The following is a 26,345-nucleotide window of genomic DNA, read 5'->3' on the forward strand; positions in this document are numbered from 1 at the left end:
GCCTGGCCGATATCGGGTGAGGTCGTGGCTGGAGAACGCACATGGCAGGGAAAAGGCCCTTCGGCAATCCCGTTCCGGTGAGCGATCTCGCCACTGAGATCCTCGATCCGGTGCTGCGCAAGCGGGCAGGCATCTCGATTGGTCTCGTCCAGTCCTGGGAAGAGATCGCGGGCCCGCGCCTTGCCAGCCGCTCGCGGCCCGAGAAGATCCAGTGGCCGCGCCGCTTGCATGAAGACGATCCGTTCGAGCCGGCCGTGCTGGTCATCGCCTGCGAGGGCATGGCGGCGCTCCACCTGCAGCATGAGACGGGTGAGATCATCAACAGGGTCAACGCCTTCCTCGGCTTCAACGCCATTGGCCGCATCAGGATCGTGCAGAAGCCGGTGATGTCAGGCAAAGCCCGGCCAAAGCCTGCCCTCAGGCCGCTGACCGAGGCCGAAAAAATGAAATTGTCCGATACTGTCGGGCTGATCGAAGATGACGGACTGCGAGCCTCCCTGGAAAGGCTGGGTGCGACAATTCTTGGCGGGAGGAAAGTCTAGTTCCCACTGGAAAGAGTCACAGGTTTGTCGTTAATCTCGCGCATTCGTGATCACCCTTGTCAGGTTTCGCGATTGGATTGGGGACAGAGATGCCTTAATTCGCGCCAACTCTCGCTTTTTCGTGCTTTTGCATTGCAAAATCCAACCCCTGTCAGGTGATTCGTATGAGCCGTTCCTCGTTTGGCCCAAGCTTGTCTCGCAGAAACGTCCTGTCTTCGCTGGCCGCCATTCCGGCGGTCGCCCTGCTCGCCGCCTGCAGCGACTCCGGCGAACAGGCCAAGGCCGCGGATGTAAAGCCCGCCGATCCGGCCACGCCCGCGAAGCCCGCCACGCCGGCGGCGGTTCAGGTGCCGGAAGCACAGGGCACTGTCGATATGGCCGAATTGCTGAAGCCGGGCGCACTGCCCGACAAGCAGCTTGGCAAGGACGATGCGAAGGTCACCATCGTCGAATACGCTTCGATGACCTGCCCGCATTGCGCGCATTTCGCCGAAACGACCTTCCCGGAGCTGAAGACGAAGTATATCGACACCGGCAAGGCCCGCTATATCCTGCGCGAATTCCCCTTCGATCCGAGCGCGGAAGCCGGTTTCATGCTGGCGCGCTGCGCCAAGGACAACTATTTCCCGATGGTCGACGTGCTGTTCAAGCAGCAGGCCAACTGGGTTGGCGTGTCGAACACAAAGGATGCGCTGCTGCAAATCTCGAAGCTTGCCGGTTTTACACAGGAGTCCTTCGAGGCCTGCTTGACGGACCAGAAACTTCTGGACGATGTGAGATCGGTCCAGAAGCGTGGCGCCAATGAATTCAAGGTCGACTCGACACCGACCTTCTTCATCAACGGTAAGACCTACAAGGGGGCGATGTCGATTGAGGAAATGTCGGCCATCATCGACCCTCTGCTCTGACATCGGCTCAGCGCTGCGGCTGCGGCGTTTTGCTGCTGCCCGCCTTTGTGAGGCGCGTGAATGAAGTTTTCGCGCCTTCGCCTGCTCGGTTTCAAGTCCTTCGTCGAACCCGGCGAGTTCGTGATCGAACGCGGCCTGACGGGTATTGTCGGGCCGAACGGTTGCGGCAAGTCGAACCTCGTCGAAGCGTTGCGCTGGGTGATGGGCGAAAGCTCCTACAAGAACATGCGCGCGTCCGGCATGGACGACGTGATCTTTTCCGGTTCGGGCACGCGGCCCGCACGCAACACCGCCGAAGTCACGCTTTTCCTCGACAACAGCGATCGCTCGGCGCCGGCCGCCTTCAACGATGCCGACGAGTTGCAGGTGTCACGCCGCATCGAACGCGAGGCAGGCTCCCTTTATCGCATCAACGGCAAGGAAGCGCGCGCCAAGGACGTGCAGCTTCTGTTTGCCGACCAGTCGACCGGCGCGCGCTCGCCGTCGATGGTCGGGCAGGGCCGTATCGGCGAATTGATCCAGGCCAAGCCACAGGCGCGCCGCGCACTTCTCGAGGAGGCCGCCGGCATTTCCGGCCTGCATACCCGCCGCCACGAGGCGGAATTGCGGCTGAAGGCTGCGGAACAGAATCTCGAACGCCTCGATGATGTCGTCGGCGAACTGGAAAGCCAGATCGAAAGCCTGAAGCGCCAGGCGCGCCAGGCTTCCCGCTTCAAGAACCTGTCCGCCGATATCCGCAAGGCCGAAGCGACGCTGCTGCATCTGCGCTGGACACTGGCCAAGACCCAGGAAGGTGAGACGCGTTCGGCGCTGGCGACCGCCACGGCACTTGTCGGCGACCGCGCCGCCGCGCAGATGAACGCCGCCAAGGAGCAGGGCATCAGCGCCCATCGCTTGCCCGAGCTGCGCGACGCGGAAGCCGCCGCCGCCGCTGCCTTCCAGCGCCTGTCGATCGCCAAGTCGCAGATCGAGGAGGAAGCCGGCCGCATCCGTGCTCGCCAGACGGAGATCGAGCGCCGGTTGCAGCAGCTCGACGGCGACATCGCCCGCGAGGAGCGGATGGTGCGCGACAATGCCGATGTTCTAGAACGCCTGCGCACCGAAGAAGCCACGCTGAATTCCGAAAACGCCGGCGCCGCCGAGCGCGAGGCCACCACCCGCGCCGCATTCGAACAGGCCGCATCGACGCTTGCGCAAAGTGAAGCCAGGCTTGCCGCGCTGACCGCTGAACGGGCCGAGGCTGCCGCTTCGCGCCATCAGATCGAACGGACGCTGCGCGAAACCGCCGAGCGCCGCGACCGCTTTGCCCGCCAACTCGCCGAGGTGGACCGCGAATTGTCGGATATCCTCTCGAAGGTAGCCGGCCTGCCGGATCCTGCTGAGAAGCGGATACTGGTCGAACAGGCCGTCGCGTTGCTGGAAGAATCCGAGGCCGCGGTGGCGCAGACCGAACAGTCGGTCATCGATGCCCGTGCCGCCGAAAGTGCCGCTCGCCCACCGCTGCAGGACGCAAGGGCGGAGTTGGCGCGGATCGAGACCGAAGCCCGGACACTGGCCAAGATTCTGAACGCGGCCAGCGGCGATCTCTTCCCTTCGGTGCTGGAGCAGATCAGTGTCGAGCGCGGCTTCGAGACGGCGCTGGGTGCGGCCCTTGGCGAAGACCTGGACGTGCCGCTCGACCGCAGCGCGCCGGCGCATTGGGGCGAAAGCCAGATCCAGCCCGGCGACGCGGCCCTGCCGGAAGGGACCAGAAGCCTTGCCAGCGTGGTTCGCGCCCCGGCGCAGCTTGCCCGCCGCCTGGCGCAGATCGGCATCGTCGAGGCCGCTGATGGCCGCCGGCTCCAGGCGCTGCTCGCGCCCGGCCAGAGACTGGTCAGCCGCGAAGGCGCGCTATGGCGCTGGGACGGCCTTACCGCCAGTGCCGACGCGCCGACGGCTGCGGCTCAGCGGCTGGCGCAGAAGAACCGGCTTGCCGAACTCGATGCCGAGGCGGTGCAGGCGACGCTCGCCCTGCGTCAGGCCGAGGAGGCGCTGGCGCAGGCTGAACAGGCGCTTCGCCAGGCAAGCGAGGCCGAGCGCAACACGCGTCAGGCCGGGCGCGACGCCCAGCACCGACTGGACGCCGCCCGCAATGCGCTGGCCGAAGCCGAAAAGGCCGGCGGCGAGCTGTCGAGCCGGCGCGCGGCTTTGGACGAGGCGCGTGCCCGCATCGTCGACAGCCATGAGGAGACCTCGGCGGCGTTCGTCGAGGCCGAAATGCTGCTGCAGGATGCCCCCGATCTCGGCGACCTGCAATTGCAGCTCGAACAGTCCTCGGCCAATGTCTCCCGCGACCGCGCAACGCTTGCCGATGCGCGCGCCGTCCATGAAGGGCTGCGGCGCGAAGCCGAGGCACGCACGCGCCGGCTCGATGCCATCGGCGCCGAACGCAGCAACTGGCTGGTGCGCGCCGAAAATGCCTCGACGCAGATCGCATCGCTTGGCGAACGCAAGGCCGAGGCCGAGGCCGAGCGCGAGCGGCTGGCCGATGCGCCTGACGAGATCGATGCCAAGCGGCGCGCCTTGCTGTCGCAACTCACCGAGGCCGAGACCTTGCGCAGGGCCGCCGCCGACCGGCTGCAGGAAGCCGAGAACAGGCAGGCCGAACTGGACAAGGCGGCCACAGGGGCCATCCAGTCATTGGCCGAGGCGCGCGAGACCCGCGCCCGCGCCGAGGAAAGGCTGACGGCGGCCGACGAGCGCCGGCTGGAGGTCGAGGCGCGGATCCAGGAAACGCTGAACACGCCGCCGCATCTCGTCATTCGCCATACCGGGCTGGAAGTCGACGATCCGATGCCTGAGATGGCCGAGATTGAACGCCAGCTCGATCGGTTGAAGATCGAGCGCGAACGGCTCGGGGCCGTCAATTTGCGCGCCGAGGAAGAGCAGAAGGAGCTTTCCGACCGGCTGGAGACCATCGTTTCGGAGCGCGAGGACATCATCGAGGCGATCCGCAAGCTCAGACAAGCGATCCAGAGCCTCAACCGCGAGGGCCGCGAGCGGCTTCTCGCCGCTTTCGATGTGGTCAACAGCCATTTCCAGCGGCTGTTCTCGCATTTGTTCGGCGGCGGCACGGCGGAATTGCAGCTGATCGAATCCGAGGATCCGCTAGAGGCGGGGCTGGAAATCCTTGCCCGCCCGCCCGGCAAGAAGCCGCAGACCATGACGCTGCTGTCGGGCGGCGAGCAGGCGCTGACGGCGATGTCGCTGATCTTCGCCGTGTTCCTGACCAACCCGGCGCCAATCTGCGTGCTCGACGAAGTCGATGCGCCGCTCGACGATCACAATGTCGAACGCTTCTGCAACCTCATGGACGAGATGGCCAAGACCACGGAGACACGCTTCGTCATCATCACCCACAATCCGATCACCATGGCACGCATGGATCGGTTGTTCGGCGTGACCATGGCCGAGCAGGGCGTCAGCCAACTCGTGTCGGTCGATCTGCAAGCCGCGGAAGCGATGCGCGAGGCGAGCTGACGTTCACGACGGTAGCTCGATGGAACTCGATCGGGGCGGTCGCGTTCGACCTGGAGCCGCTCGAACTACGGATGGCTGCTCTTTCGCGGGGCGGGGCAATGCCATCGAAGCGAGATCGCGATGTATGTTTTGCTTGAAGTAGTGACCGTCATCTTGGTAGCGAGCGCGATGGCTATGGCGCTTGCCCACGCTTTGGAACTGCCTGGTAAGCTCAGGCTCGGCAAGGAGCGGTATTTTGTCGTCCAGCAGATCTATTATCCAGGGTTTACGATCGGGGGTGGAGTCGCGGAGGTTGGCGGGATCATTGCGACGCTTGCGTCGCTGCTGACTGCGAGAGTGGGGTCGATCCAATTCTGGCTGATCGCCTGCGCGTTGGCCGCACTGCTGGTCATGCAGGGCATCTTCTGGTTCATGACCCAGCCGGTGAACAAGTGCTGGCTGCAAGGCGTGGAATTGAGCTCACCCGCCAAGGGCTTCTTCGGTACCGAGGGTAGAGGAGGTCCAGCCCAGTCACAGGAGACAGAGTGGATCGCCCTTCGCAACCGGTGGGAGATCTCGCATGTCATGCGCGCAGTGGCGGCGATGCTGAGCTTGACCCTGCTGACCACGGCAATCGCGCTGCATGACGTCTGATAGATTACCTGACTGTCGCAACCAGCTTCCGACGGACTTTTGAAACGTGAGAGCAGATGCGGGACGCCAAGGGATTCGAAACCGAAGCCCGCGCTCATCCCGGCGAATAGCGCTCAGTTCCACTAAGTGGTTGCTGTAGCTGACGAAAATAGATGGCTGGGGCGCCAGGATTCGAACCTGGGAATGTCGGTACCAAAAACCGATGCCTTACCACTTGGCGACGCCCCAATAGCCGTCAGAGTCGCTTGTGCGGCGCGTTATTAGCAGAGCAGCCGAAAAGCACAATGCTTATGAGCAATCACGGGAACACTCAATCGACCAGCAGTGCGGTTGGCGCCAGGTGGTCCACAAACGGACTATTCGGACCACACGGCCAACTCATTGCCAGCCGGATCGACGAAGTGGAAACGTCGGCCGCCCGGGAACGGGAAGATCGGCTTGACGATCGTGCCGCCGGCGCTTTCCACAGCGTGGAGGGTCTCCTCGAGATTTTCGCTGTAAAGCACGGGCAGCGGCTTTGCCGATGCTTCCGCGGCATCGGCCTGAAAACCGCCGTCGAGGCCTTCGGAAAAGGCTGAGTAGGTCGGCCCGTAATCGGTGAACGACCAGGCAAAGGCGGTGCTGTAGAAAGCCTTCACCCGGTCCAGCATGCCGCCGGTCGCCGGCATTTCCAGATAGTCGAGTTTTCCATTCTGTTTCATGAGGCACCTCTTGTTCTCTTTATGTTCTAGACACCGAACCGTGAGGTGGCAAGTCTTTTTGCCGCATGTCCCGGAAGGGCTTTTTCTTAATCGATTGTAGCGGTCAGCCGGCTTTTCCGGCGCTTGCCTTTCGCACTGCAGCATCATATCGCTCCAAAGTCGGACACGGGCGGAACTTTCCGTTTCGCCAACCTTTCCAATCTCCTGCAACCGGAGAGCAAAGCATGACCAAATGGGTTTTCACCTTTGGCGATGGTGCGGCGGAAGGCCGTGCCGGCGACAAGAATCTGCTGGGCGGCAAGGGCGCCAATCTGGCCGAGATGTGCAGCCTGGGTCTGCCGGTGCCGCCGGGCTTCACCATTACCACCGAGGTCTGCAACGCTTATTATGCCAACGGCCGCACCTATCCCGCGGGACTGGAAGCCGATGTCGCGGTCGCGCTCGATCATATCGGCCGGCTGACCGGCCGTCGGTTCGGCGATCCGTCGAAGCTGTTGCTGGTGTCGGTGCGCTCCGGGGCTCGCGCCTCGATGCCGGGCATGATGGACACCGTGCTCAATCTCGGCCTGAACGACGAGACGGTCGAGGCGCTGGCCACCGATTCCGGCGATGCGCGCTTCGCCTATGACAGCTACCGCCGCTTCATCCAGATGTATTCCGATGTCGTCATGGGCCTTGATCACGAGGTGTTCGAGGAGATCCTGGAAGACCAGAAGGCCAGCCTCGGCCATGAACTCGACACCGAACTGACGGCCATCGAATGGCAAGGCGTGATCGCGCTCTACAAGGCCAAGGTCGAGGAAGAACTCGGCAGGCCGTTCCCGCAGGACCCGCACGAACAGCTCTGGGGCGCCATTGGTGCTGTGTTTTCAAGCTGGATGAACAACCGCGCCATCACCTACCGGCGCCTGCACGACATCCCAGAAAGCTGGGGTACGGCGGTCAACGTCCAGGCCATGGTGTTCGGCAATATGGGCGAGACCTCCGCCACCGGCGTGGCCTTCACCCGCAATCCCTCGACCGGCGAAAAGCAGCTCTATGGCGAGTTCCTGGTCAACGCGCAGGGCGAGGACGTCGTCGCCGGCATCCGCACGCCGCAGAACATCACCGAAGCGGCCCGCATCGCCGCCGGCTCCGACAAGCCGTCGCTGCAGAAGCTGATGCCGGACGCCTTCCATTCCTTCGTCACCATCTCCGACAGGCTGGAAAAGCACTACCGCGACATGCAGGACCTCGAATTCACCATCGAGCGCGGCAAGTTGTGGATGCTGCAGACCCGGTCCGGCAAGCGCACCGCCAAGGCCGCGCTCCGGATCGCTGTCGAGATGGCAAGGGACAGTCTGATCACGAAGGAGGAGGCCGTCGCTCGTATCGACCCTGCCTCGCTCGATCAGTTGCTGCACCCGACCATCGACCCGAAGGCCGCGCGTGATGTGATTGGCGTCGGCCTGCCGGCGTCGCCCGGAGCCGCCACCGGCGAGATCGTCTTTTCGTCCGGCGATGCCGAGGACCTCAAGACACAGGGACGCAAGGCGATCCTGGTGCGCATCGAGACCAGTCCCGAAGATATCCACGGCATGCATGCCGCCGAGGGCATCCTGACCACGCGTGGCGGCATGACCAGCCATGCGGCGGTCGTGGCGCGCGGCATGGGCAAGCCCTGCGTCTCCGGAGCCGGCTCGCTGCGCGTCGATTACAAGGCCGGCACGCTGCTCTCGATGGGGCAGACCTTCCGCAAGGGCGATGTCATCACCATCGACGGCGGCAATGGCCAAGTGCTCAAGGGCGCCGTCGCGATGCTGCAGCCGGAATTGTCTGGTGATTTCGCCGCCATCATGGAATGGGCGGACGCGGCGCGGCGCATGAAGGTGCGCACCAACGCCGAAACGCCGCTCGATGCCCGCATGGCGCGCTCCTTCGGTGCCGAGGGCATCGGGCTTTGCCGCACCGAACACATGTTCTTCGACGGCGCCCGCATCGTGGCCATGCGCGAGATGATCCTCGCCGACACCGAGAAGGACCGGCGCGCGGCCCTTGCCAAGCTTCTGCCCATGCAACGCTCGGATTTCCTGGAATTGTTCGAGATCATGGCCGGCCTGCCGGTGACGATCCGCTTGCTTGACCCGCCGTTGCATGAATTCCTGCCCAAGACCGAGGCCGAAATCGCCGAGGTCGCGTCCGCCATGAATGTATCGCCAGACAAGCTTCGGCAGCGCACCGAGGCCCTGCACGAATTCAACCCGATGCTCGGCCATCGTGGCTGCCGGCTGGCTGTCTCCTATCCCGAGATCGCCGAGATGCAGGCGCGCGCCATTTTCGAGGCGGCCGTCGAGGCCGGCAAGAAGGCCGGCGCGCTGGTGGTGCCCGAGATCATGGTGCCGCTGGTCGGCCTTGTGAAGGAACTCGATTACGTGAAGACGCGCATCGACGCGGTCGCCAAAAGCGTCATGGACGAGAGCGGCATCAAGATCGATTACCTCACGGGGACGATGATCGAACTGCCGCGCGCCGCGATCCGTGCCCATGTCATCGCCGAATCGGCCGAGTTCTTCTCCTTCGGCACCAACGACCTCACCCAGACCACCTTCGGCATCTCGCGCGACGATGCGGCTTCATTCCTGGAGACCTACCGCCAGAAGGGCATTATCGAGCAGGATCCGTTCGTCTCGCTCGATATCGATGGCGTCGGCGAACTGGTGCGCATGGCCGCGCAAAAGGGCAGGGCGACCCGGCCTCAGATCAAGCTCGGCATCTGCGGCGAACATGGCGGTGATCCCTCATCGATCCGTTTCTGCGAGGAGGTTGGGCTCGACTATGTGTCGTGCTCGCCCTATCGCGTGCCAATCGCCAGGCTGGCGGCCGCGCAGGCTGCTGTGCAGGTGGCGAAGGAGCGTGGCTAAGCCGGTCAGGCTGTGTCAAAGCTTACGGTTTTGTATGAAAACTCACGCGAACGTGCTGACGGCATCGCGTAATCTCGACATTGTTTCTGCCCAATTTGCGGACGGCCCGCCAATTGTCTTCGGAATCAGATGTTGCAGATCTCACCCGTGCAGTTCCGCTCGATCCTGATCATTCAAACGAAGTTCATAGGTGACATCGTTCTTGCCTCGGCGCTGGCAAGGAACCTGCAACTCGAATTCCCCGGTGCGAGGATCGTCTTCCTCTGCGAAGCGCAATTCGAGAACTTCGTGGTTGCGCATGGCATCGCCTCCGAGGTGGTCGCATTCAGGCGGTCCCGCATGCGCGGCACCACTCTGGAGCGCGCAAAGGAGCTTTACGCCATGGTGCGGGCGCTGCGTGGCTTCCGCTTCGACCTGACGATTGACCTGACCGATTCAAAAACCTCACGCATCATCAGCGGGCTCGTCAACGCAAAGACACGCGTCGGCTATGATCCGTCCGAAAGGCCGCTGCGGCTGCTGGAGAGGCAGCCTGCCAATGTGCGTGCCAAACCATACGGATTTGGCGGCCAGCATTTCGTCTATCGCTATCTTTCGCCGCTTGAAGCGCTTGGGGTCGATTTGCGCGTGACGGTGCCGAGCATCCAGCCGCTGCCGTTCGAGACCGTGAAAGCCCTGACGCTTCTGGGCAAGCACCATCTTCGCCCGAACGCCTTTGTCGCCGTCCATGCCGGCGCCAGTTTCAAGGGCCGGCAATGGCAGCCGGAACGGTTTGCCGAGGCGATCGACGAAATTGCGACCGACACCGGATTGGGCGTCGTCCTGGTGGGAGGGCCGGACGAACGCGAGACCGCCGCGCAGGTCCTGGCCAAGACAGCGACGCCGGTCGTCGATCTTGTCGGCACATTGTCGCTCGAGAGCCTGATGGCGGTCCTGAAACAGGCCCGGCTGTTTCTCGGCAATGAGAGCGGCCCGATGCATATGGCCGCTGCCGCGGGCACGCCGGTTGTCGGGCTGTTCGGCCTGACGCATCCTTCACGCTGGGGACCTGTCGGTGTGCCCAGCATCGCGCTTCGGCCGCCGATGCCATGCGACTGCGTGGCCAAGGACTTGTGCCGCCGCACCGACCCCAGCAAGGCGTGTTGTGTCTGGCGCCTGGAAGTCAAGCCTGTCGTTGAGGCGGCCCGCGAGGTTCTCGCGCGCACCGAGATGAAGCGCGAAGGCGCTGTCTGAGCGGCGATTGATCGTCGGGGCCGCCCCGAAAGGCGGGGTCACCCAGCGGGCGGTCAAATCGCCGCGCCGGGTATTTCTGCTATCCATCGTCCCGATTTCCGCCTTCATGCGGGTTTTGGGATACCGGCCAGAGCCGGATGATTTCAGGTCGAATCGACCTGAAATCTGAATCCGCCTCTAAATCCAAGAGATGATGTCGTCCGAAAACCGCTTCACACTTTTCGGCATAATGCTCTAGAAATCGCCAGTCAGGAATTCGGGTTGATGCGTCTGCTGCAAAGACATCTCTGCATGATCGCCACGTCCTTGGCGCTGCTGTCCAATGCCAATGCCGCGACGCTGGTAGAGCCCACGCTGCACATCAAGCCCGCGGCTAGCGGAGCGGGCCACGTCGCGCTCACGCTCGATGCCTGCGGCGGACAGACCGACACGCGGATTCTCTCGGCGCTGGTGGAAAACAACATACCAGCCACCATTTTCGTCACCGGTATCTGGCTGAAGCGCAACGCCGCGGCCGTCGCCATCATGCGGGCACATCCGGACCTTTTCGAATTGGAAAATCACGGCGGGCGCCATATTCCGGCGGTCGACACGCCGCAGAAAATCTATGGCATACGCAGCGCCGGCAGCCCTGACGCGGTGCTCGCCGAGGTCGAATCGGGCGCCGCTGCTCTTGCCAGGACGGGTGAGCCGGCGCCGAAATGGTTCCGTGGCGCAACCGCCGAATACAGCCCTTCGGCCATCGCGATGATCCGCAAGCTCGGCTTCAAGATTGCCGGCTTCTCGATCAATGGCGATGGCGGCTCGCTGCTCGGCGCCAAGGAAACCGCCAAGCGCATCGCCGCGGCCAAGGACGGTGACGTCATCATCGCCCACATCAACCAGCCGACCCACGCCGCCGGCGAGGGCGTGGTGCAGGGCCTCCTGGCGCTCAAGAACAAGGGCATGACCTTCGTGCGCCTCGACGATGCCGACGGCACAGGGGATCACGGCACTACCGACTGATTGCGCGTTGATATTAAGGTGATACCGGCCTGCAAATGGCTGACGCGAAGTGCTCAGCCCGGCTTGGCTTCGATGCTGACCTTGCTGGCGTAGAACGCGCCGTGGTCGCGAATCTCGGTCATTTCGTCGAAAGGTTTCCGATAGGCCCACATCGCGTCCTTGCCCGCCTCGCCAGCCGGCAGCACGCTCCAATAGCTGGCGTCGCCCTTGTAGGGGCAATGGCTCGAGTGTTCCGTGCCGCTCAATTTGTTGAAATCGATATCGGCGAACGGAATGTAGAAGGCGACCGGATAAGGCGCCTCGGTCAGCACCTTGGCCTTCGCAGATGAAGCGATAATCGAATCGCCGACGCGCACCGTGATAGTGCCGACATAGGGCTCGACGGTGATGATCTTGTCAGGATTGCGCTGGAAGCCGGGTGCCGGGTTGGCGATCTTGTCCATGCTAGTTCCTCCTTGCCTGGCCTTAAGGTGTGGCGGACACGGCTGTTGCGCAAGCCCCTTGGCATCAAGCATGGCAGCCGCCAGCCGCCGAGGGGTGGCACATCAGCGCTTTCGTGTCCGCTGAGGCTCAGGCGGCGGCTTTGAAGGCATCCAGCAGGCCGGCATAGGCGGCCGCGATGCCCGCCACCGGATTGCTGCTTCTCGAAACGGTCTCGACTTTCAGCGCGCCGCCGCCGGTCGGCAAGGTGAGCAGCAGGAATTGGCGATTGCCACCATCGCCGACGGATGCCGCCGCAACGTGCTGGCCTTCCCCTTCGTTCTGGACGCACATCTTGAACAGCAGCGTGCCGCCGACCGCTTCGAGCGCGCCGCCGACAACTTCAACAAATTCTTCTTCGGAAACAGTCTTTTCGTCCGGCACCAAATCGGCCAGGCTTTCCGCAAGTGTGCTTTCCAGGGCCTTGTCGTCGAGCTGCGCGTCCATGCGAACCTCTTTCAGTCGCCAATCGCACCCCTTTGCCCGTTAACGAAACTTAACGCGGACGATGGCCGGATTGTGGCGGATTTACTCGTGATTTCGTCCAATACGACGCCGCTTCCAACACGGATGGTTTCGACCCTCCTGCCACCTTGTCGGCACGAGCATTCAGGAGCCGAAGGCCCAAAACCCGTCAAAATTCAACCGTTTGCCGATTTTGCGCGGCCTCAGAAAATCGTTCGCCATGCAAGCGAGTGACTGGACAATCCTCCGGTTCGCTTCACAATGAACCAAAGCTACAACGCAAAAAAGCCTAGGGGAGGAACGAGATGCTGGGGCTGATGCAGGAATGGCCACTGCTGTGCCACAAGCTGATCGATAATGCTGAACGGCAGCATGGCGTGCGCGAGATCGTGTCGCGTTCGATCGAGGGGCCGATCGTGCGCACCACCTATGCCGACATCCATCGTCGTTCTCTGAAGGTCGCACAGCGGCTGGAACGCGATGGCTATGGGTTGGGCGACCGTATCGCCACGCTGGCCTGGAACACCGCTCGCCATATCGAGGCCTGGTACGGCATCATGGGCATCGGCGCGATCTATCATACGCTCAATCCGCGCCTGTTTCCCGAGCAGATCGTCTGGATCATGAACCATGCCGAGGACAAGGCTGTCTTCGTCGACCTTACCTTCATACCGTTGCTCGAGAAGATCGTCGGCGCCGTCAAATCGCTGAAAAAGGTGATCGTGCTCACCGACAATGCGCACATGCCGAAAACGACGCTGCCCAACGCCGTCGCCTATGAAGACTGGCTTGAAGAGGTCGAGGGCGATTTCGCCTGGAAGACCTTCGACGAAGGTACTGCCGCGGGCATGTGCTACACATCTGGCACGACAGGCGATCCCAAGGGCGTTGTCTATAGTCACCGTTCGAACGTGTTGCACGCCATGATCGCGGCCATGCCCGATGCGATGGGCCTGTCGGCACGCGACACGATTCTGCCGGTGGTGCCGATGTTCCACGCCAATGCCTGGGGCCTTGGCCAGAGCGGGCCGATGATCGGCGCCAAGCTGGTCATGCCTGGCTGCAAGATGGACGGCGCCTCGATCTACGAATTGCTCGACACCGAGAAAGTGACCTTCAGCGCTGCCGTGCCGACGGTCTGGATGATGCTGCTGCAATTCCTGGAAGGAACCGGCAGGAAGCTGCCTCATCTGAGCAAGGTCGTCATCGGCGGCTCGTCCTGCCCGCGCGCGATCATGACGAAATTCCAGGACAATTACGGTGTCCAGGTCATCCATGCCTGGGGCATGACCGAGATGTCGCCGCTCGGCACGCTGTGCACCTTGAAGCCCGAATATGTCGGTCTTGAGGGAGAAGCGCGGCTCGACATCCAGGGCAAGCAGGGCTACCCGCCCTTTGGCGTCGAAATGAAGGTGACCGACGACAAGAACAACCCGCAACCCTGGGATGGCAAGACCTTTGGCCGGCTGAAGGTGCGCGGTCCGGCTGTTGCCCGCGCCTATTATGGCGGCGCGGGCGCGGACCAATTCGACGAGGACGGCTGGTTCGATACCGGAGATGTCGCTCATATCGATGCCGGCGGCTATATGCAGATCACCGATCGCGCCAAGGACGTCATCAAATCCGGCGGCGAATGGATCTCGACCATCGAACTCGAGAATCTGGCCGTCGGCCATCCGGACGTGGCGGAAGCGGCGGCCATCGGTGTTCATCATTCGAAATGGGGCGAGCGGCCCCTGCTGGTCGTCGTCGCCAAGCCGGGCAAGGAACCGACCAAGGCGGATATTCTCGGCTTCATGGATGGCAAGCTGGCCAAATGGTGGATGCCCGATGATGTCGCTTTCGTCGGCGAAATACCGCATACCGCCACCGGCAAGATCCAGAAGATCACCTTGCGTCAGCAGTTCAGGGATTATCGCTTGCCGACGGATTGAGGGGATGTTGCGTGTTTCGGCTTCAAGCCGTCGCAAAAAGGCACTAAACCTCCGTCCGGGTGGGGACAGCGCAGAGAACAATGGTTAGCATTCCCGAACGGCAAACGTCGAAGGCCGCCGGCTGGTCGCGGCGCACGGGCGCATTTTCAGCGGTGCTTTTGCTGACCGACTTCGTCGGCCATCGCTTCGGTCTCGTCGAGACGCCCGTATTCCTGTGGGTGCTGGGCATTGTCGCGCTTCTGGCGGCGCTGGCGCTGCTGTTTGCCGGGCTGGCCTTTTCCAGGCTATGGAATTTCGGCGACCGTGGCGGCCGCGATCTGACCGTCGGCGCCTTGCTGGCCCTGCTGGTGCTTACCCCGTATGGCGTCGCTGCCTACTGGGCGACGATCTATCCGCCGCTGAGGGACATCTCGACTGATTTCGACGATCCGCCCGCGCTCGATGTGAGTGACCGCACGAACGACATGAATGTGCTGTCTCCGTCCACGCCGGGCGAGCAGACGTTGCAGACCGACAGCTATCCGCTGGTCAGCGCACGCAGCTATGACCTGCCGTTCGAGACCGTCGTCAATGCCGTCGAAACCGTGCTCGACCGGCGCGGCTGGGACCTTTCGGAACCCTATCCCGACCTCGCTGGGCAGAGAGAAGTGACCATTACCGCCGTCGCCTCGAGCTTCGCGCTCGGCCTCCCGGCCGATGTGGCGATCCGCGTGACCGATAACGGCGATATGATCATCGTCGACATGCGGTCGGCTTCGCGTTACGGCCGCCATGACCTCGGCGACAATGCCGCGCGCATCACCGAGTTCCTGGCGGAACTGGACCAGGAAGTCGCCGGACAGGTCGGGGCGGCGCCAGCCGAATAGTCGTATCCTCGCGATCCCGCGCCCGCGAGAAGGCGGGCGTCCGGGTCAGGCGCGCTTATCGAGCTGGCGTGAAAATGCCGTCGATGGCGGGGCCGGCGTCTGTCGAGACCATGCCGCGCGCCACCAGATCCTCGAGATGGGCAAGCACGGACAGCCCGGCCGCACCGTGCAGCCGGGGATCGGTGTCCCGGTAGATCGCCTTGACCATGTCGGGAACGGTCCGGTTGCCGGCCCTGACCCGCTCCAGTATGGCCCGCTCGCGCATCTTGCGATGCGTCTTCAGTCCGCGCGTAAAACTGCGCGGCGCGGTCACCGGCCCGCCATGGCCGGGCAGCAGCAGGTGGTCATCGCGCCCGATCAGCTTGTCCAGCGATGCCATGTAATCGGCCATTGCCCCGTCTGGGGGGGCTACGATGGATGTCGCCCAGCCCATGACATGATCGGCCGAAAACAGGATGCCGGTTCCTTCCAGCGCGAACGCCGCGTGATTGGCGGTGTGGCCGGGGGTAAGAACCGTCCGGATCGCCCAGCCATCGCCGGCGACGACCGCATCGTCCGGCAGCGCGACGTCGGGAAGGAAGGCAATGTCGGCACTGGCATCGAGCGCATTGGTCTCGCCGATATGCAACGGCCTTGCCGGCCGGTGCGGTCCCTCAGCGAGCACCGTGGCGCCGGTGCGCTCTTTCAGCCGGGCCGCCAGCGGAGAATGGTCGCGATGCGTGTGGCTGACGAAGATATGGCTGACCGGCCTGCCGGCGATCACGTCGAGCAGGGTCCGAAGATGCGCATCGTCATCGGGACCGGGATCGATCACCGCCAGCGTCTCATGCCCCACGATATAGCTGTTGGTGCCATAAAAGGTGAAGGGGCTGGGGTTACGGGCCGTGACGCGCTGCACGTCAGGCGCCACGTTCACGCCCCGGCCGTAATTGGGATCGAAGCTGGTATCGAATTTGAGGGCCATGTCGCCACATTGTTCCTGGAATGGCAAAAGCGATTGCCGCATAGCACGCAAGCCAATATAGGAAAACGCAAGAGCGCGATTGTCGGATCGCGGCAAATCGGATTGGGGAAGTGACCATGGCAACTGCAACGACGATGCGCCCGCTTGTTTCTCTGGCTTTGCCGCAGGAAGGCGCGGCGCGGCTGGCAACGCAGTTTTTCCTGGCGATTGCCGGAACGCTGCTGCTGACCTTGTCGGCCAGGACCAAGGTCATGCTGGGGCCTGTCGATATCTCGATGCAGACACTCGCCGTCTTCCTGATCGCCGCCGCCTTCGGCATGCGTCTCGGCGTCGCCACTCTCCTGCTCTACATGGCGGAAGGCGCGATGGGCTTCCCGGTCTTCCAGAGCACGCCGGAGAAAGGCATCGGCATAGCCTACATGCTCGGCTCGACCGGCGGCTACCTTGCTGGCTTCGTGGTCATGGCGGCGATTGTCGGCTGGGCCGCCGATCGCGGCTGGGACCGTCATCCGATCAAGCTTTTCAACGCGATGCTGGTTGCCGAGGTGGTGATGATGGCGATGGGCTTTGCCTGGCTGGCGCTGCTCATCGGTCCGGAAAAATCCTGGCAGTTCGGCGTCGTGCCGTTCATCGTCGGCGACCTGATCAAGGTTGCCCTTGCGGCAAGCCTGGTGCCGGCCGTCTGGTCGCTGCTCAAGCGCTCCTGAGGTTACGAAGAGTCTTGGTGTGGCATAGACGTCAGGGGTCAAGTCCCAAGGACGGGCGGTTCGGAAGAAGGTTCTGGTCACAGGGTTGCGGGCTTCATAGGCTATCACGTCGCCAGACAGCTCCTGGAGCGCGGCGACGAGGTTGTCGGCATCGACAGCATCAGCGATTGCCATCATTCTCCACCGCAATCTTTTGCTGCAGAGCATTGCGGGCGGCTGCCTTGCCGGCCATGCCGGACACAGGGAAGTCACATGAGTTCTTGCCTCATATTGAATTCTGGGACGTATCTTTTCCGCTTGTTCTCGTTGATTATCCCATGCGAACCGGGGGCGCCTGCGATGACGTTCGCCCATTTGGATGGTACTATTCAGAGAGACTCTGCTGATCGGCCTTTGCCAGAGGAGCGCGTCAATCGGGATCGGTATTCCCTCCAGAGGCGGGCCTTGCCGGCACTAGAACGGCGGAAAGCACCTTTAATGTCAGCAACCGACGCTGTGTTCTTGTTTGCCCCTGCCGCATTGACAAGCTATTGCATGAAACCTAAGCACAGGCGGTCAAGGCCGGGCATCTCGAGGAGAGCTTTTTGAAAGGAATTATCCTTGCTGGAGGCAGTGGAACACGTCTTTATCCACTAACATTAGCCGTCTCTAAGCAAATCCTTCCAATTTACGACAAGCCGATGATCTATTACCCGCTGAGCGTATTGATGCTCGCGGGAATCCGAGAGATTCTGATTATCTCGACACCGCGCGATCTGCCGGCCTTTCGTGATCTACTGGGTGACGGATCGGAGTTCGGCCTTGTGTTGTCTTATGCCGAGCAGCCGCACCCCAATGGCCTTGCGGAAGCCTTCATTATTGGCCGGGAGTTCATCGGCAAGGACAGCGTGTCGATGATCCTGGGCGACAACATCTATTTCGGCGACGGCCTGTCGCAGCTCTGCCGCACCGCGGCATCGCGCGATGCAGGCGCCTCGGTGTTCGCCTACCATGTCGAGGATCCTGAACGCTATGGCGTCGTATCCTTCGACAAGGCGACTGGAACCGCGCTGACGATTGAGGAAAAGCCGCAAAACCCGAAATCCAACTGGGCCGTCACAGGCCTGTATTTCTACGACAATGAGGTGGTCGAGATCGCCCCGACCATCCGTCCCTCGGCACGCGGCGAACTGGAGATCACGGCGGTCAACAACGTCTATCTCGAGCGCGGCCGACTGCATGTGCACCGATTGGGCCGTGGCTATGCCTGGCTCGATACCGGCACTCATGACAGCCTGCACGAGGCCTCTTCCTTCGTGCGCACGATCGAACACCGCCAGGGCATCAAGGTGGCCTGTCCGGAGGAAATCGCCTTTGAACAGGGCTGGCTGACGGCGGACAAGGTGCTGGAGCGGGCAACCCGGCTCGGAAAGAACGAGTACGCTGCCTATCTGCGCCGGCGTGTGGTCGATCTTTCGGAGGGGTAGATGCTGGAGGTGAGGCCCCTTGGCATAGATGGCCTGCTGGAAATCGTTCCGAAGCGACATGGCGATGCACGCGGCTTCTTCATGGAAACCTACAATGCCGAACGCTTTTCGCGGGCCGGCATTGACCTGCTTTTCGTGCAGGATAATCACTCCTATTCCGCTGCCGCTGGGGTCTTGCGCGGGCTTCACTACCAGCTCGCGCCGCGCGCCCAGGACAAGCTGCTGCGCGTCATCCGTGGCAGCATCCTCGACATCGCGGTCGATATCCGCCGGGGTTCGAAGACCTTTGGAGGATGGGTCGCTCTGGAAGTGTCGGCCGAAAGAGGCAACCAGATCCTGGTGCCCAAGGGCTTCGCGCACGGCTTTGTGACGCTCCTACCCGACACCGAGGTTCTGTATAAGGTGACCGACACCTATTCGCCCGAGCATGACCGGTCGATCCGTTTCGACGATCCCGCAATCGGCATCGAATGGCCTTCGCTGCCTGGCGGTTTCCAGCTTTCGGACAAGGACCTCAAGGCGCCGCCGCTGGCCGCGGCGGAGGTGTTCGATTGATGAGCGTTGGCAAAGAGAATGCAGCCAGAAAGAGTGTGGCCAAGAGAGGGTGCTGCATGGGGATAGTGGTATGAACTTTCTGGTGACAGGCGGCGCCGGTTTCATCGGCTCGGCGGTATGCCGGCATCTGTGCGCCAATCCGGCCTACCGGGTGACCAATCTCGACAAGCTGACCTACGCCGGCAACCTGGCCTCGCTGCGGCCGATCGAGAATGCCCATAATTACAGCTTCGCCCAGGCCGATATCTGCGACGAGAGGGCGGTGCTCGACATAATGCGCCGCGATGACACCGACATCGTCATGAACCTGGCGGCCGAGAGCCATGTCGACCGCTCTATCGACGGGCCTGGCGCCTTCATCGAGACCAATATCGTCGGCACCTACAAGATTCTCAATGCCGCGCTCGAATACTGGCGCGGCCTATCCGACGACAGGAAAAGCCGCTTCCGCTTCCATCATGTCTCGACCGACGAGGTGTTCGGCGACCTGCCCTTCGATGGCGGGATGTTCGTCGAGGAGACGCCTTACGCGCCGTCCTCGCCCTATTCCGCCTCCAAGGCGGCCTCTGACCATCTGGTGCGGGCCTGGCACGAGACCTATGGCCTGCCGGTCGTGCTTTCCAACTGTTCGAACAATTACGGTCCCTATCATTTCCCCGAAAAACTGATCCCGCTCGTCATCCTCAACGCGCTCGACGAGAAGCCGCTGCCGGTCTATGGCGCCGGCGCCAATGTGCGTGACTGGCTGTTCGTCGAGGACCACGCGCGAGCTTTGGAACTGATCGCCACCAAGGGCATGCCGGGCGAGAGCTACAATGTCGGCGGTAATTCGGAGCGCACGAACCTTTCCGTCGTCGAGACGATCTGCGATCTGCTCGACATCAGGCGTCCCAGGGCCGGCGGCCGGCGCTATCGCGAGCTGATCTCCTTCGTCACAGACCGTCCCGGCCACGACCGCCGCTACGCCATTGATGCCTCCAAGATCGGCCGCGAGCTCGGCTGGGCGCCCAGGGAAAATTTCGACAGCGGCCTGGCTCGAACCGTGGACTGGTTCCTTGACAACAAATGGTGGTGGGGACCGATCCGCGAGCAGCGCTATGCCGGCGAAAGATTGGGCGAAGCCCGCAAGGTGGGCGCGTGAGACTCGTTGTCACCGGACGCGACGGCCAGGTCGCGGCAAGCCTTCTGGAGGCCGGCCAGGGAAATGCCGGCTTGGAGGTCGTCGCCATCGGCCGTCCCGAACTCGACCTGACAAGACCCCAAACCGTCATCGACGCCATCGCGGTTGCGAAGCCGGATATCGTCGTGTCGGCCGCTGCCTACACGGCCGTGGATCAGGCCGAGGACGAACCCGATCTGGCCTTTGCGGTCAACGCGACCGGCGCCGGCAAGGTGGCTGAAGCGGCGGCGCGGCTCGGCGTTCCCGTCATCCATCTATCGACCGATTACGTCTTCGACGGCAGCGCCCCCGGCGCCTATGTCGAGACCGATGCGACGGCGCCGCTCGGTGTCTATGGCGCCTCCAAGCTCGCCGGCGAGCAGGCGGTGGCCGCCGCTAACCCGCGCCACCTGATCCTGCGCACCGCCTGGGTCTACAGCCCGTTCGGCAGGAATTTCGTGAAAACCATGCTGCGGCTGGCCGCCGACCGCGACGAGATTTCCGTGGTGGCCGATCAATGGGGAAATCCCACCTGCGCCCTCGATATCGCGGACGCGATCCTGCATGCGGCGGCCATGTTGCGGCGCGACAACAGCTTCACAGCGTTCGGCATCTATCATCTGGCTGGCACGGACGAGACCAATTGGAGCGATTTTGCCCGTCATATCCTCGACACAAGCCGCGTGTTTGGTGGCCCTTGGGCGCGGGTACGGGACATTGCTACGATGGACTATCCGACCAAGGCGCGCCGCCCCGCCAACTCCCGGCTATCGAGCGCGAAATTCGCCTCCACCTTCGGCTGGAACGCGCCGGACTGGCGGCGATCGGCGGACAAGGTGGTGCGCCGGCTTGTGGTCGGTGAGACGAAACAGGCATTAACCGCATGAGCGAGTTTCCTTTGCCGGAGCGGCAGACTGCTGGCGACGCCGGACCTGAAGTGCACGCCGGGATGATAACCAAGCAAGCTGAAGCACCAGACAGCTCACTTCGTGACCTGTACCTGGCCCATAGCGGCAAGATTTCGGACAAATGGTCGATCTATCTTGAGACATATGACCGAATCTTCGCGCAATATCGAAACAGACCGGTTCGAATTCTGGAAATCGGGGTCCAGAACGGCGGTTCACTCGAGGTCTGGCGGGAATATTTTACCAAAGCGGAACTCGTTCTCGGATGCGACATCAATGTGGCGTGCGGCAATCTGGTTTTCGACGACAAGAAAATCGCTGTTATTGTTGGGGACGCAAATACGGATGAGGTAGAAAGCAATATTGCTGCGGTTTCCAAAGAATTTGATATTATCATAGATGACGGGTCGCACACGTCGTCCGACATTATACGCTCCTTCGCCCGCTATTTTCCTTACATTTCCCAGGGCGGGCTGTATATAGTGGAAGATTTGCATTGCAGCTATTGGCGGGAGTTCGAGGGCGGCCTCTACGATCCTCTTTCCTCGATGTCATTTTTCAAGCGTCTTCTTGATGTGGTCAACCATGAGCATTGGGGGCTGAACCGTAGTCGGATGGAGGCTTTGGCCACCTTCGCCGAAAAGCATGAGGTCGCCTTCGATGATGCGGCTCTGGCATCGATCCATTCCATCGAATTCCTGAACTCGCTCTGCATCGTAACGAAGCGACCGATCCAGGAAAACGTCCTGGGGCCTCGCAGCGTGCAAGGCAGGATCGCTCTCGCCGACGGAAGCATGGTTCCTCTCGACGGCACCGAGAACGAGGCGGCCGATCAAACCGGGAATCCGTGGTCGTTGAAGGCGGTGACCATGGAAGAAGAAATTGCGACCAACAGAGAGTTGGTGGGACGGCAAGGGGCTCTGATCAAGGCTTTCTCCAGCAAACTGGTCGCAATGCGCGCGCATGTCAGGGATCACGAAGACGAGATCGCACAGGCAAGGGCGCAAATCAACGCCAGGGCCGAAGAGGTCCAGGCTCTGCAAGAAGAATTGTCGGCTGCGCGAGAAATGACCGGCAGCTTGCTTGCAGACCGCGACAATGCGCGCTCCGAGGAAGCCCGGCTGCACGGCGTTCTTCATGCCGTGCGAGAAATGACCGGCAGCTTGCTTGCAGACCGCGACAATGCGCGCTCCGAGGAAGCCCGGCTGCACGGCGTTCTCCAGGCCGTTTATGCCAGTACGTCCTGGCAGCTCACCAAGCCATTGCGAGGGCTTGGGAATCGCGCCCGCGCCATCGGCAGAGCGCCCGCCGGAGTTCGCCGCATCATGGCTCGCGCCGCTTACCGCTGTTGGCACGATCTGCCGCTGTCTAACGATGCGAAGAGAAAGTTGAAGAGCACTGTTTTCTCGCGGTTTCCTTCGCTGTTTGGCGTGACGAACGCCTATCGCGCCTGGAGAAGCCTGGAGGCGCCTGATGCTCCCCTGGGCGGAGGCTCACAGGCGGTTCTGTTCAGGTCTGGCCCGAGTCTTGCGCCAGAGCCGGTCTACCTGCCGCGCCTCGCAGGGCCGCCTTTGCTTCAAAAGCCGGTGCGGGTAATCGCATTCTACCTGCCACAGTTCCATCCGATCCCGGAAAATGATGAATGGTGGGGGGAGGGTTTCACTGAGTGGACCAACGTCAGGCCCGCTCAGCCGCAGTTTGTCAGCCATTACCAGCCGCACGTGCCGGAGGGGCTTGGCTATTATGATTTGCGCGATACGGCCGTGCAGCGTCAGCAGATCGAACTGGCAAAGCTCTATGGCGTGGAGGGTTTCTGTTTCTACTTCTATTGGTTCGGCGGCAAGCGGCTCCTGGAAACGCCGCTCGAAAATTGGCTTGAGGACAAAAGCCTCGATATGCCGTTTTGCCTCTGCTGGGCCAATGAGAACTGGTCACGCCGCTGGGATGGCATGGATCAGGAAATACTTATCGCCCAGGACCATTCTCCTCAGGACGATCTCGCCTTTATCGGCGAGGTGGCTCCTTACCTGAGCGACCCCCGCTACATCCGCATCGACGGCAAGCCACTGCTGCTTGTGTATCGCCCAAGCTTGCTTCCGGCGGCAGCGGAGACGGCCGGGCGCTGGCGGAAATGGTGCCGGGATAACGGCGTTGGGGAAATTTTCCTCGCCTATACTCAATCCTTCGAGTCCGTGTCTCCTGATCGCTATGGGTTCGATGGTGCTGTTGAATTTCCCCCAAACAATTCCGCGCCGCCAAACGTCACGCACACCGTGACGCCGCTGCATGGGGATTTTGCATCAACCGTTTATGACTGGTCGGTTTTCCCGCAGCGCAGCGAGAACTATCCGCCCCGCAAATACAAACTCTTCCGTTCGGTTTGCCCAGGCTGGGACAACACCGCGCGCCGCAAGCACGGCGGCACCGTATTCATCAACAACACCCCCGCGCTCTACCGCAAATGGCTCGACAACGCCATCGAGGACACGCTGGCTCATATCGAGGAGCCGTCCGAGCGACTGGTCTTCGTCAATGCCTGGAACGAATGGGCGGAAGGCGCGCACCTGGAGCCAGACAACGTAAACGGTTATGCCTATCTACAGGCGACCCGCGACGCTCTGGAGGCGGCGGGCGGGAAATCGAGGCCGCGCATAGTTGTCGTTTCCCACGATGCCCATCCGCACGGAGCGCAACTGCTGGCGCTGGCGATGGCTCGCGAATTTGGCAGACTGCAATTTGATGTCGACATGATCGTCCTTGGCGATGGGCCGCTGCTCGGCCGCTTCGCCGGTGTCGCGACAGTGCACAGGATCGACCTGCCTGAGCGTGGTGATGCCGATGTGTTATCCCGTTTGACTGCCATCAGGAATGCCGGCGCGGACGTCGCGATCGTCAATACGACGGTTTCCGGCGATATCGTACCGTTGCTGAAGCGTGCCGGATTTCGCACGGTATCTCTGATCCATGAGCTTCCTGGAATCCTGCGGTCGTACGGGCTCGCCGATGCTGCGGCCGCAATTGCTGAAAACGCCGACATGGTTGTTTTCCCAGCCGCGATCGTGAAGGCCGGGTTCGAGGAGTTTGTCGGCCGGGCGGTTCGCCAGTCGGTTGTCAGACCGCAGGGTCTGTACCTGCGTACGCCCTATCGCGCCACCGAACGCCAAATGGTCCGCGAGACGGTCCGCAAGAAGTTGCGGTTGTCGTCGAACGCCAGCATCGTCTTGTGCGCTGGCTATGCCGACCATCGGAAGGGCCTCGATCTTTTCGTGGATGTTTGCCTAAAGGTGATGGGGACCAGGCCAGATGTGGTCGCTGTCTGGCTCGGCCACTTTGACCACAGCCTGCATGCAAAGCAAATACAACGGGCGAAAGAGGCTGGCCTTGAGGATCGCTTCGTTTTCGTTGGACTGGTCGAGAACCCGCAGGAGTACTATTTCGCGGCCGATGTCTACGCGTTGACCTCGCGTGAAGATCCGTTCCCTTCGGTGGTGCTCGAAGCGCTTGATGCGGCAATCCCGGTGGTCGCGTTCGAGGGCGCCGGCGGCTTCCAGGATCTGCTGAGGCGCGATTGCGGCATTCTTGTCCCCGGGTTCGACACCGATGCCATGGCAACAGCCATTGGCGGTCTGCTTGATGACCCAGATGATGCGCGGCGACTTGCAGGCACCGGCCAGGAGATCGTCCGACAGGAGTTTGACTTCAGCCATTACCTGCACGACCTGCTGGCTTACGCTGAGAGGCCGTTGCCGCGCGTGTCCGTCATAGTGCCGAACTACAACTATGCCCGTTATCTCGGTGCGCGCCTTGATTCGATTGTCCGGCAGACGGTGCGGCCCTATGAGATCATCGTTCTGGACGACGCTTCTACCGACGGCAGCATCGAAATCATCGAGGAATTTCGAGCCCAATGCGACATTCCATGCAGGCTGGTCGTGAATGCCCAGAATTCAGGCTCGGTTTTCCGCCAATGGATGCGTGGCGTTGAAATGGCGCGCGGCGATTACGTTTGGATCGCAGAAGCCGACGACTTGGCCGATCCCGGCTTTCTGGCAGAGCTTATGCCGGCCTTTGAGCGTGACGAAGTCGTGATGAGTTACTGCCAGTCGCGTCAGATAGACGGTGTCGGCCGCGTCTTGTCAGAGCACTATCTCGACTATGTGGCCGATATTGACCGCGCTCGGTGGACAAGGCCCTATGTCATCGATGGCCGTCGGGAAATTGCCGAGGCGCTGTATCTCAAGAACACCATTCCTAACGTCAGTGGGGTTTTGTTTCGAAGGTCGCCGTTACGCGAGGCTCTCAGCCAAAATCTTGATGAAATCGCATCATACAGGAACGCAGGGGACTGGGTTGCGTATCTGCGATTGCTCGAGAAAGGCGATATCGCGTTTCATCCAGGCTCCCTCAACTCGCACCGCCGGCACCAATCGAGCGTGACGATAGGGCACTTCGACGCAAGCCAGTTACAGGAGATCGCGCGCGTGCAATCCGAAACGATTGCGCGCTTTCATCTGGGAGCGGCAGCGCAACGTTCGGCGGCGGCATATGCTCAGCGTCTCTATGAGCAATTTGGCTTGGCGACAGGCGACAAGCCACGGTTCGAAAGCCATTCGGGTGTTTGGGAACTGCAGCAAAATCAGAGGGCAGGACGATAAGACCTGGCCGGCTTTTTCAAGATATAGACCTCAGTCATCGGACCAAGAACGGCAATGCCTTTCGATTGCATTCTTCGAACTTCGACGTCGAAACCGGTGCGGCGCTGTATCAACAGGGGTAAATCGTAGCCGTAACGCCATGTGACTAGCGACCCCGTGGGGTCCTGAGGATTGCCGTGATATTCGGGTTCGCCGACAATCCTTATGTCTCCGGCTTCACGAAAAGCCACCTGCTCCGAAGCCACTCTCTCGGCGTATGTCGGCGTCGTGAAGATGCAAACCCCTCCATAGTCGAGCGTGCGAAATATCTCATTTAGGGCGGCGAATGGGTCAAACAGGTGCTCCATCACGTCTAAGTGGATGACGAGATCGAAACTGAGGTCGGGGAACGTTTGGTTTTCGAGATCTTCATTCCTGATATGCTCGACCATCGACCCAAAAGACCTGTCGGGATAGTAGCCTGAAAATACTTTTTGCTTCGAATTGTACCAAAGCCACAATGACAGGCCACGACCTCCCGGCGCCGATTCATGGATACGGAGCGTCTCAAACGCCTCTCTTGAAAAGAGCGAGAATACGACATGAGCTGCAGCCCGTTCACGCGTAACGCAATTATTCAAAGGGCAATCGGTGGCGACGAGTGAGTCTCTGCAGCTATTGTAGTCATCAGGTGATGTGAACGTCCGACGTTCGATGCAAATCGGGCAAGCGGCTTGAAACTCTATCGGCATTGATATCCATCCGC

At 61.7% G+C, this 26,345-nt stretch carries 20 protein-coding genes, 1 tRNA gene and 1 pseudogene; 16 read left to right on the forward strand and 6 right to left on the reverse strand.

Annotated features, from left to right (window positions below; genetic code table 11):
* Positions 1-41: 41 nt before the first annotated feature.
* The 4 genes from FJ930_RS03480 (at position 42) to FJ930_RS03495 (ending at position 5,602) form a co-directional block, all read left to right on the forward strand.
* Positions 42-542 (forward strand): DUF721 domain-containing protein, encoded by a 501-nt coding sequence (locus FJ930_RS03480; RefSeq protein ID WP_141834834.1) that lies wholly within the window; start codon positions 42-44, stop codon positions 540-542.
* Positions 543-706: 164 nt separating this feature from the next.
* Positions 707-1,450 carry a DsbA family protein gene (locus FJ930_RS03485; RefSeq protein ID WP_140693427.1) on the forward strand — a complete coding sequence of 248 codons (744 nt, stop codon included), beginning with the start codon at positions 707-709 and terminating at the stop codon, positions 1,448-1,450.
* A gap of 60 nt (positions 1,451-1,510) precedes the next feature.
* On the forward strand, positions 1,511-4,969 hold the full coding sequence (gene smc, locus FJ930_RS03490; protein ID WP_141834837.1) for a chromosome segregation protein SMC: 3,459 nt from the start codon (positions 1,511-1,513) through the stop codon (positions 4,967-4,969).
* 120 nt (positions 4,970-5,089) lie between these two features.
* Positions 5,090-5,602, forward strand: coding sequence for a DUF1772 domain-containing protein (locus FJ930_RS03495; protein WP_141834841.1), 513 nt, complete (start codon positions 5,090-5,092; stop codon positions 5,600-5,602).
* Between the two features lie 153 nt (positions 5,603-5,755).
* Here FJ930_RS03495 and FJ930_RS03500 read toward each other — a convergent pair.
* Both FJ930_RS03500 and FJ930_RS03505 read right to left on the reverse strand, forming a co-directional pair.
* Positions 5,756-5,830 (reverse strand) — tRNA-Gln (locus tag FJ930_RS03500).
* A gap of 128 nt (positions 5,831-5,958) precedes the next feature.
* Positions 5,959-6,303: a VOC family protein gene (locus FJ930_RS03505; RefSeq protein WP_141834843.1), complete on the reverse strand. Its 345-nt coding sequence runs from the start codon at positions 6,301-6,303 to the stop codon at positions 5,959-5,961.
* Between the two features lie 224 nt (positions 6,304-6,527).
* Between FJ930_RS03505 and ppdK the strand changes: the two genes are divergently transcribed.
* The 3 genes from ppdK to FJ930_RS03520 all read left to right on the forward strand — a co-directional run bounded on the left by ppdK (position 6,528) and on the right by FJ930_RS03520 (position 11,441).
* Positions 6,528-9,203 (forward strand): pyruvate, phosphate dikinase, encoded by a 2,676-nt coding sequence (gene ppdK, locus FJ930_RS03510; RefSeq protein ID WP_141834846.1) that lies wholly within the window; start codon positions 6,528-6,530, stop codon positions 9,201-9,203.
* A 129-nt stretch (positions 9,204-9,332) separates the two neighbouring features.
* Complete coding sequence (locus FJ930_RS03515) at positions 9,333-10,436, forward strand: glycosyltransferase family 9 protein (protein ID WP_141834850.1); 1,104 nt, start codon at positions 9,333-9,335, stop codon at positions 10,434-10,436.
* A 264-nt stretch (positions 10,437-10,700) separates the two neighbouring features.
* The gene (locus FJ930_RS03520; protein ID WP_141834853.1) at positions 10,701-11,441 is read left to right on the forward strand and encodes a polysaccharide deacetylase family protein; all 741 of its coding nucleotides are present in this window, start codon (positions 10,701-10,703) and stop codon (positions 11,439-11,441) included.
* A gap of 53 nt (positions 11,442-11,494) precedes the next feature.
* Here FJ930_RS03520 and FJ930_RS03525 read toward each other — a convergent pair whose 3' ends face one another.
* Both FJ930_RS03525 and FJ930_RS03530 read right to left on the reverse strand, forming a co-directional pair.
* Complete coding sequence (locus tag FJ930_RS03525) at positions 11,495-11,884, reverse strand: DUF427 domain-containing protein (RefSeq protein ID WP_140742444.1); 390 nt, start codon at positions 11,882-11,884, stop codon at positions 11,495-11,497.
* Positions 11,885-12,011: 127 nt separating this feature from the next.
* Positions 12,012-12,368 (reverse strand): hypothetical protein, encoded by a 357-nt coding sequence (locus tag FJ930_RS03530; RefSeq protein WP_140742442.1) that lies wholly within the window; start codon positions 12,366-12,368, stop codon positions 12,012-12,014.
* Between the two features lie 323 nt (positions 12,369-12,691).
* Here FJ930_RS03530 and FJ930_RS03535 point away from each other — a divergent pair, with 323 nt between their 5' ends.
* Complete coding sequence (locus FJ930_RS03535) at positions 12,692-14,320, forward strand: fatty-acid--CoA ligase (RefSeq protein ID WP_141834856.1); 1,629 nt, start codon at positions 12,692-12,694, stop codon at positions 14,318-14,320.
* 80 nt (positions 14,321-14,400) lie between these two features.
* Complete coding sequence (locus FJ930_RS03540) at positions 14,401-15,186, forward strand: DUF1499 domain-containing protein (RefSeq protein WP_140742438.1); 786 nt, start codon at positions 14,401-14,403, stop codon at positions 15,184-15,186.
* A 55-nt stretch (positions 15,187-15,241) separates the two neighbouring features.
* Here the strand turns inward: FJ930_RS03540 and FJ930_RS03545 are convergent, their stop codons facing one another.
* Positions 15,242-16,150, reverse strand: coding sequence for an MBL fold metallo-hydrolase (locus FJ930_RS03545; RefSeq protein ID WP_141834859.1), 909 nt, complete (start codon positions 16,148-16,150; stop codon positions 15,242-15,244).
* 116 nt (positions 16,151-16,266) lie between these two features.
* On the opposite strand from FJ930_RS03545, the gene FJ930_RS03550 reads away from it, so the two are divergent.
* The 7 genes and pseudogenes from FJ930_RS03550 to FJ930_RS03580 all read left to right on the forward strand — a co-directional run bounded on the left by FJ930_RS03550 (position 16,267) and on the right by FJ930_RS03580 (position 25,600).
* Positions 16,267-16,857, forward strand: a complete 591-nt coding sequence (locus FJ930_RS03550; protein ID WP_141834862.1) for a biotin transporter BioY — start codon at positions 16,267-16,269, stop codon at positions 16,855-16,857.
* A 73-nt stretch (positions 16,858-16,930) separates the two neighbouring features.
* Positions 16,931-17,037 (forward strand): annotated as a pseudogene (locus FJ930_RS30285) (NAD-dependent epimerase/dehydratase family protein); the annotation flags it as partial.
* A gap of 404 nt (positions 17,038-17,441) precedes the next feature.
* Complete coding sequence (gene rfbA / locus FJ930_RS03560) at positions 17,442-18,323, forward strand: glucose-1-phosphate thymidylyltransferase RfbA (protein WP_141834865.1); 882 nt, start codon at positions 17,442-17,444, stop codon at positions 18,321-18,323.
* Entirely contained in the window at positions 18,324-18,878 is a 555-nt protein-coding gene (gene rfbC / locus FJ930_RS03565; RefSeq protein WP_141834868.1) for a dTDP-4-dehydrorhamnose 3,5-epimerase, read from the forward strand.
* Between the two features lie 70 nt (positions 18,879-18,948).
* Positions 18,949-20,019, forward strand: a complete 1,071-nt coding sequence (gene rfbB / locus FJ930_RS03570; protein WP_141834871.1) for a dTDP-glucose 4,6-dehydratase — start codon at positions 18,949-18,951, stop codon at positions 20,017-20,019.
* Positions 20,016-20,924 carry a dTDP-4-dehydrorhamnose reductase gene (rfbD, locus tag FJ930_RS03575; protein WP_141834874.1) on the forward strand — a complete coding sequence of 303 codons (909 nt, stop codon included), beginning with the start codon at positions 20,016-20,018 and terminating at the stop codon, positions 20,922-20,924. Before rfbB ends, rfbD begins: the two co-directional genes overlap by 4 nt.
* The gene (locus FJ930_RS03580) at positions 20,921-25,600 is read left to right on the forward strand and encodes a glycoside hydrolase family 99-like domain-containing protein (protein WP_141834877.1); all 4,680 of its coding nucleotides are present in this window, start codon (positions 20,921-20,923) and stop codon (positions 25,598-25,600) included. The genes rfbD and FJ930_RS03580 overlap by 4 nt, the downstream gene beginning before the upstream one ends.
* Here the strand turns inward: FJ930_RS03580 and FJ930_RS03585 are convergent.
* Positions 25,582-26,331: a methyltransferase domain-containing protein gene (locus FJ930_RS03585; protein ID WP_181763262.1), complete on the reverse strand. Its 750-nt coding sequence runs from the start codon at positions 26,329-26,331 to the stop codon at positions 25,582-25,584. The genes FJ930_RS03580 and FJ930_RS03585 overlap by 19 nt on opposite strands.
* Positions 26,332-26,345: the final 14 nt, after the last annotated feature.

The organism is Mesorhizobium sp. B2-4-15, assembly GCF_006658505.1.
In the GTDB taxonomy this organism is placed as follows: domain Bacteria; phylum Pseudomonadota; class Alphaproteobacteria; order Rhizobiales; family Rhizobiaceae; genus Mesorhizobium.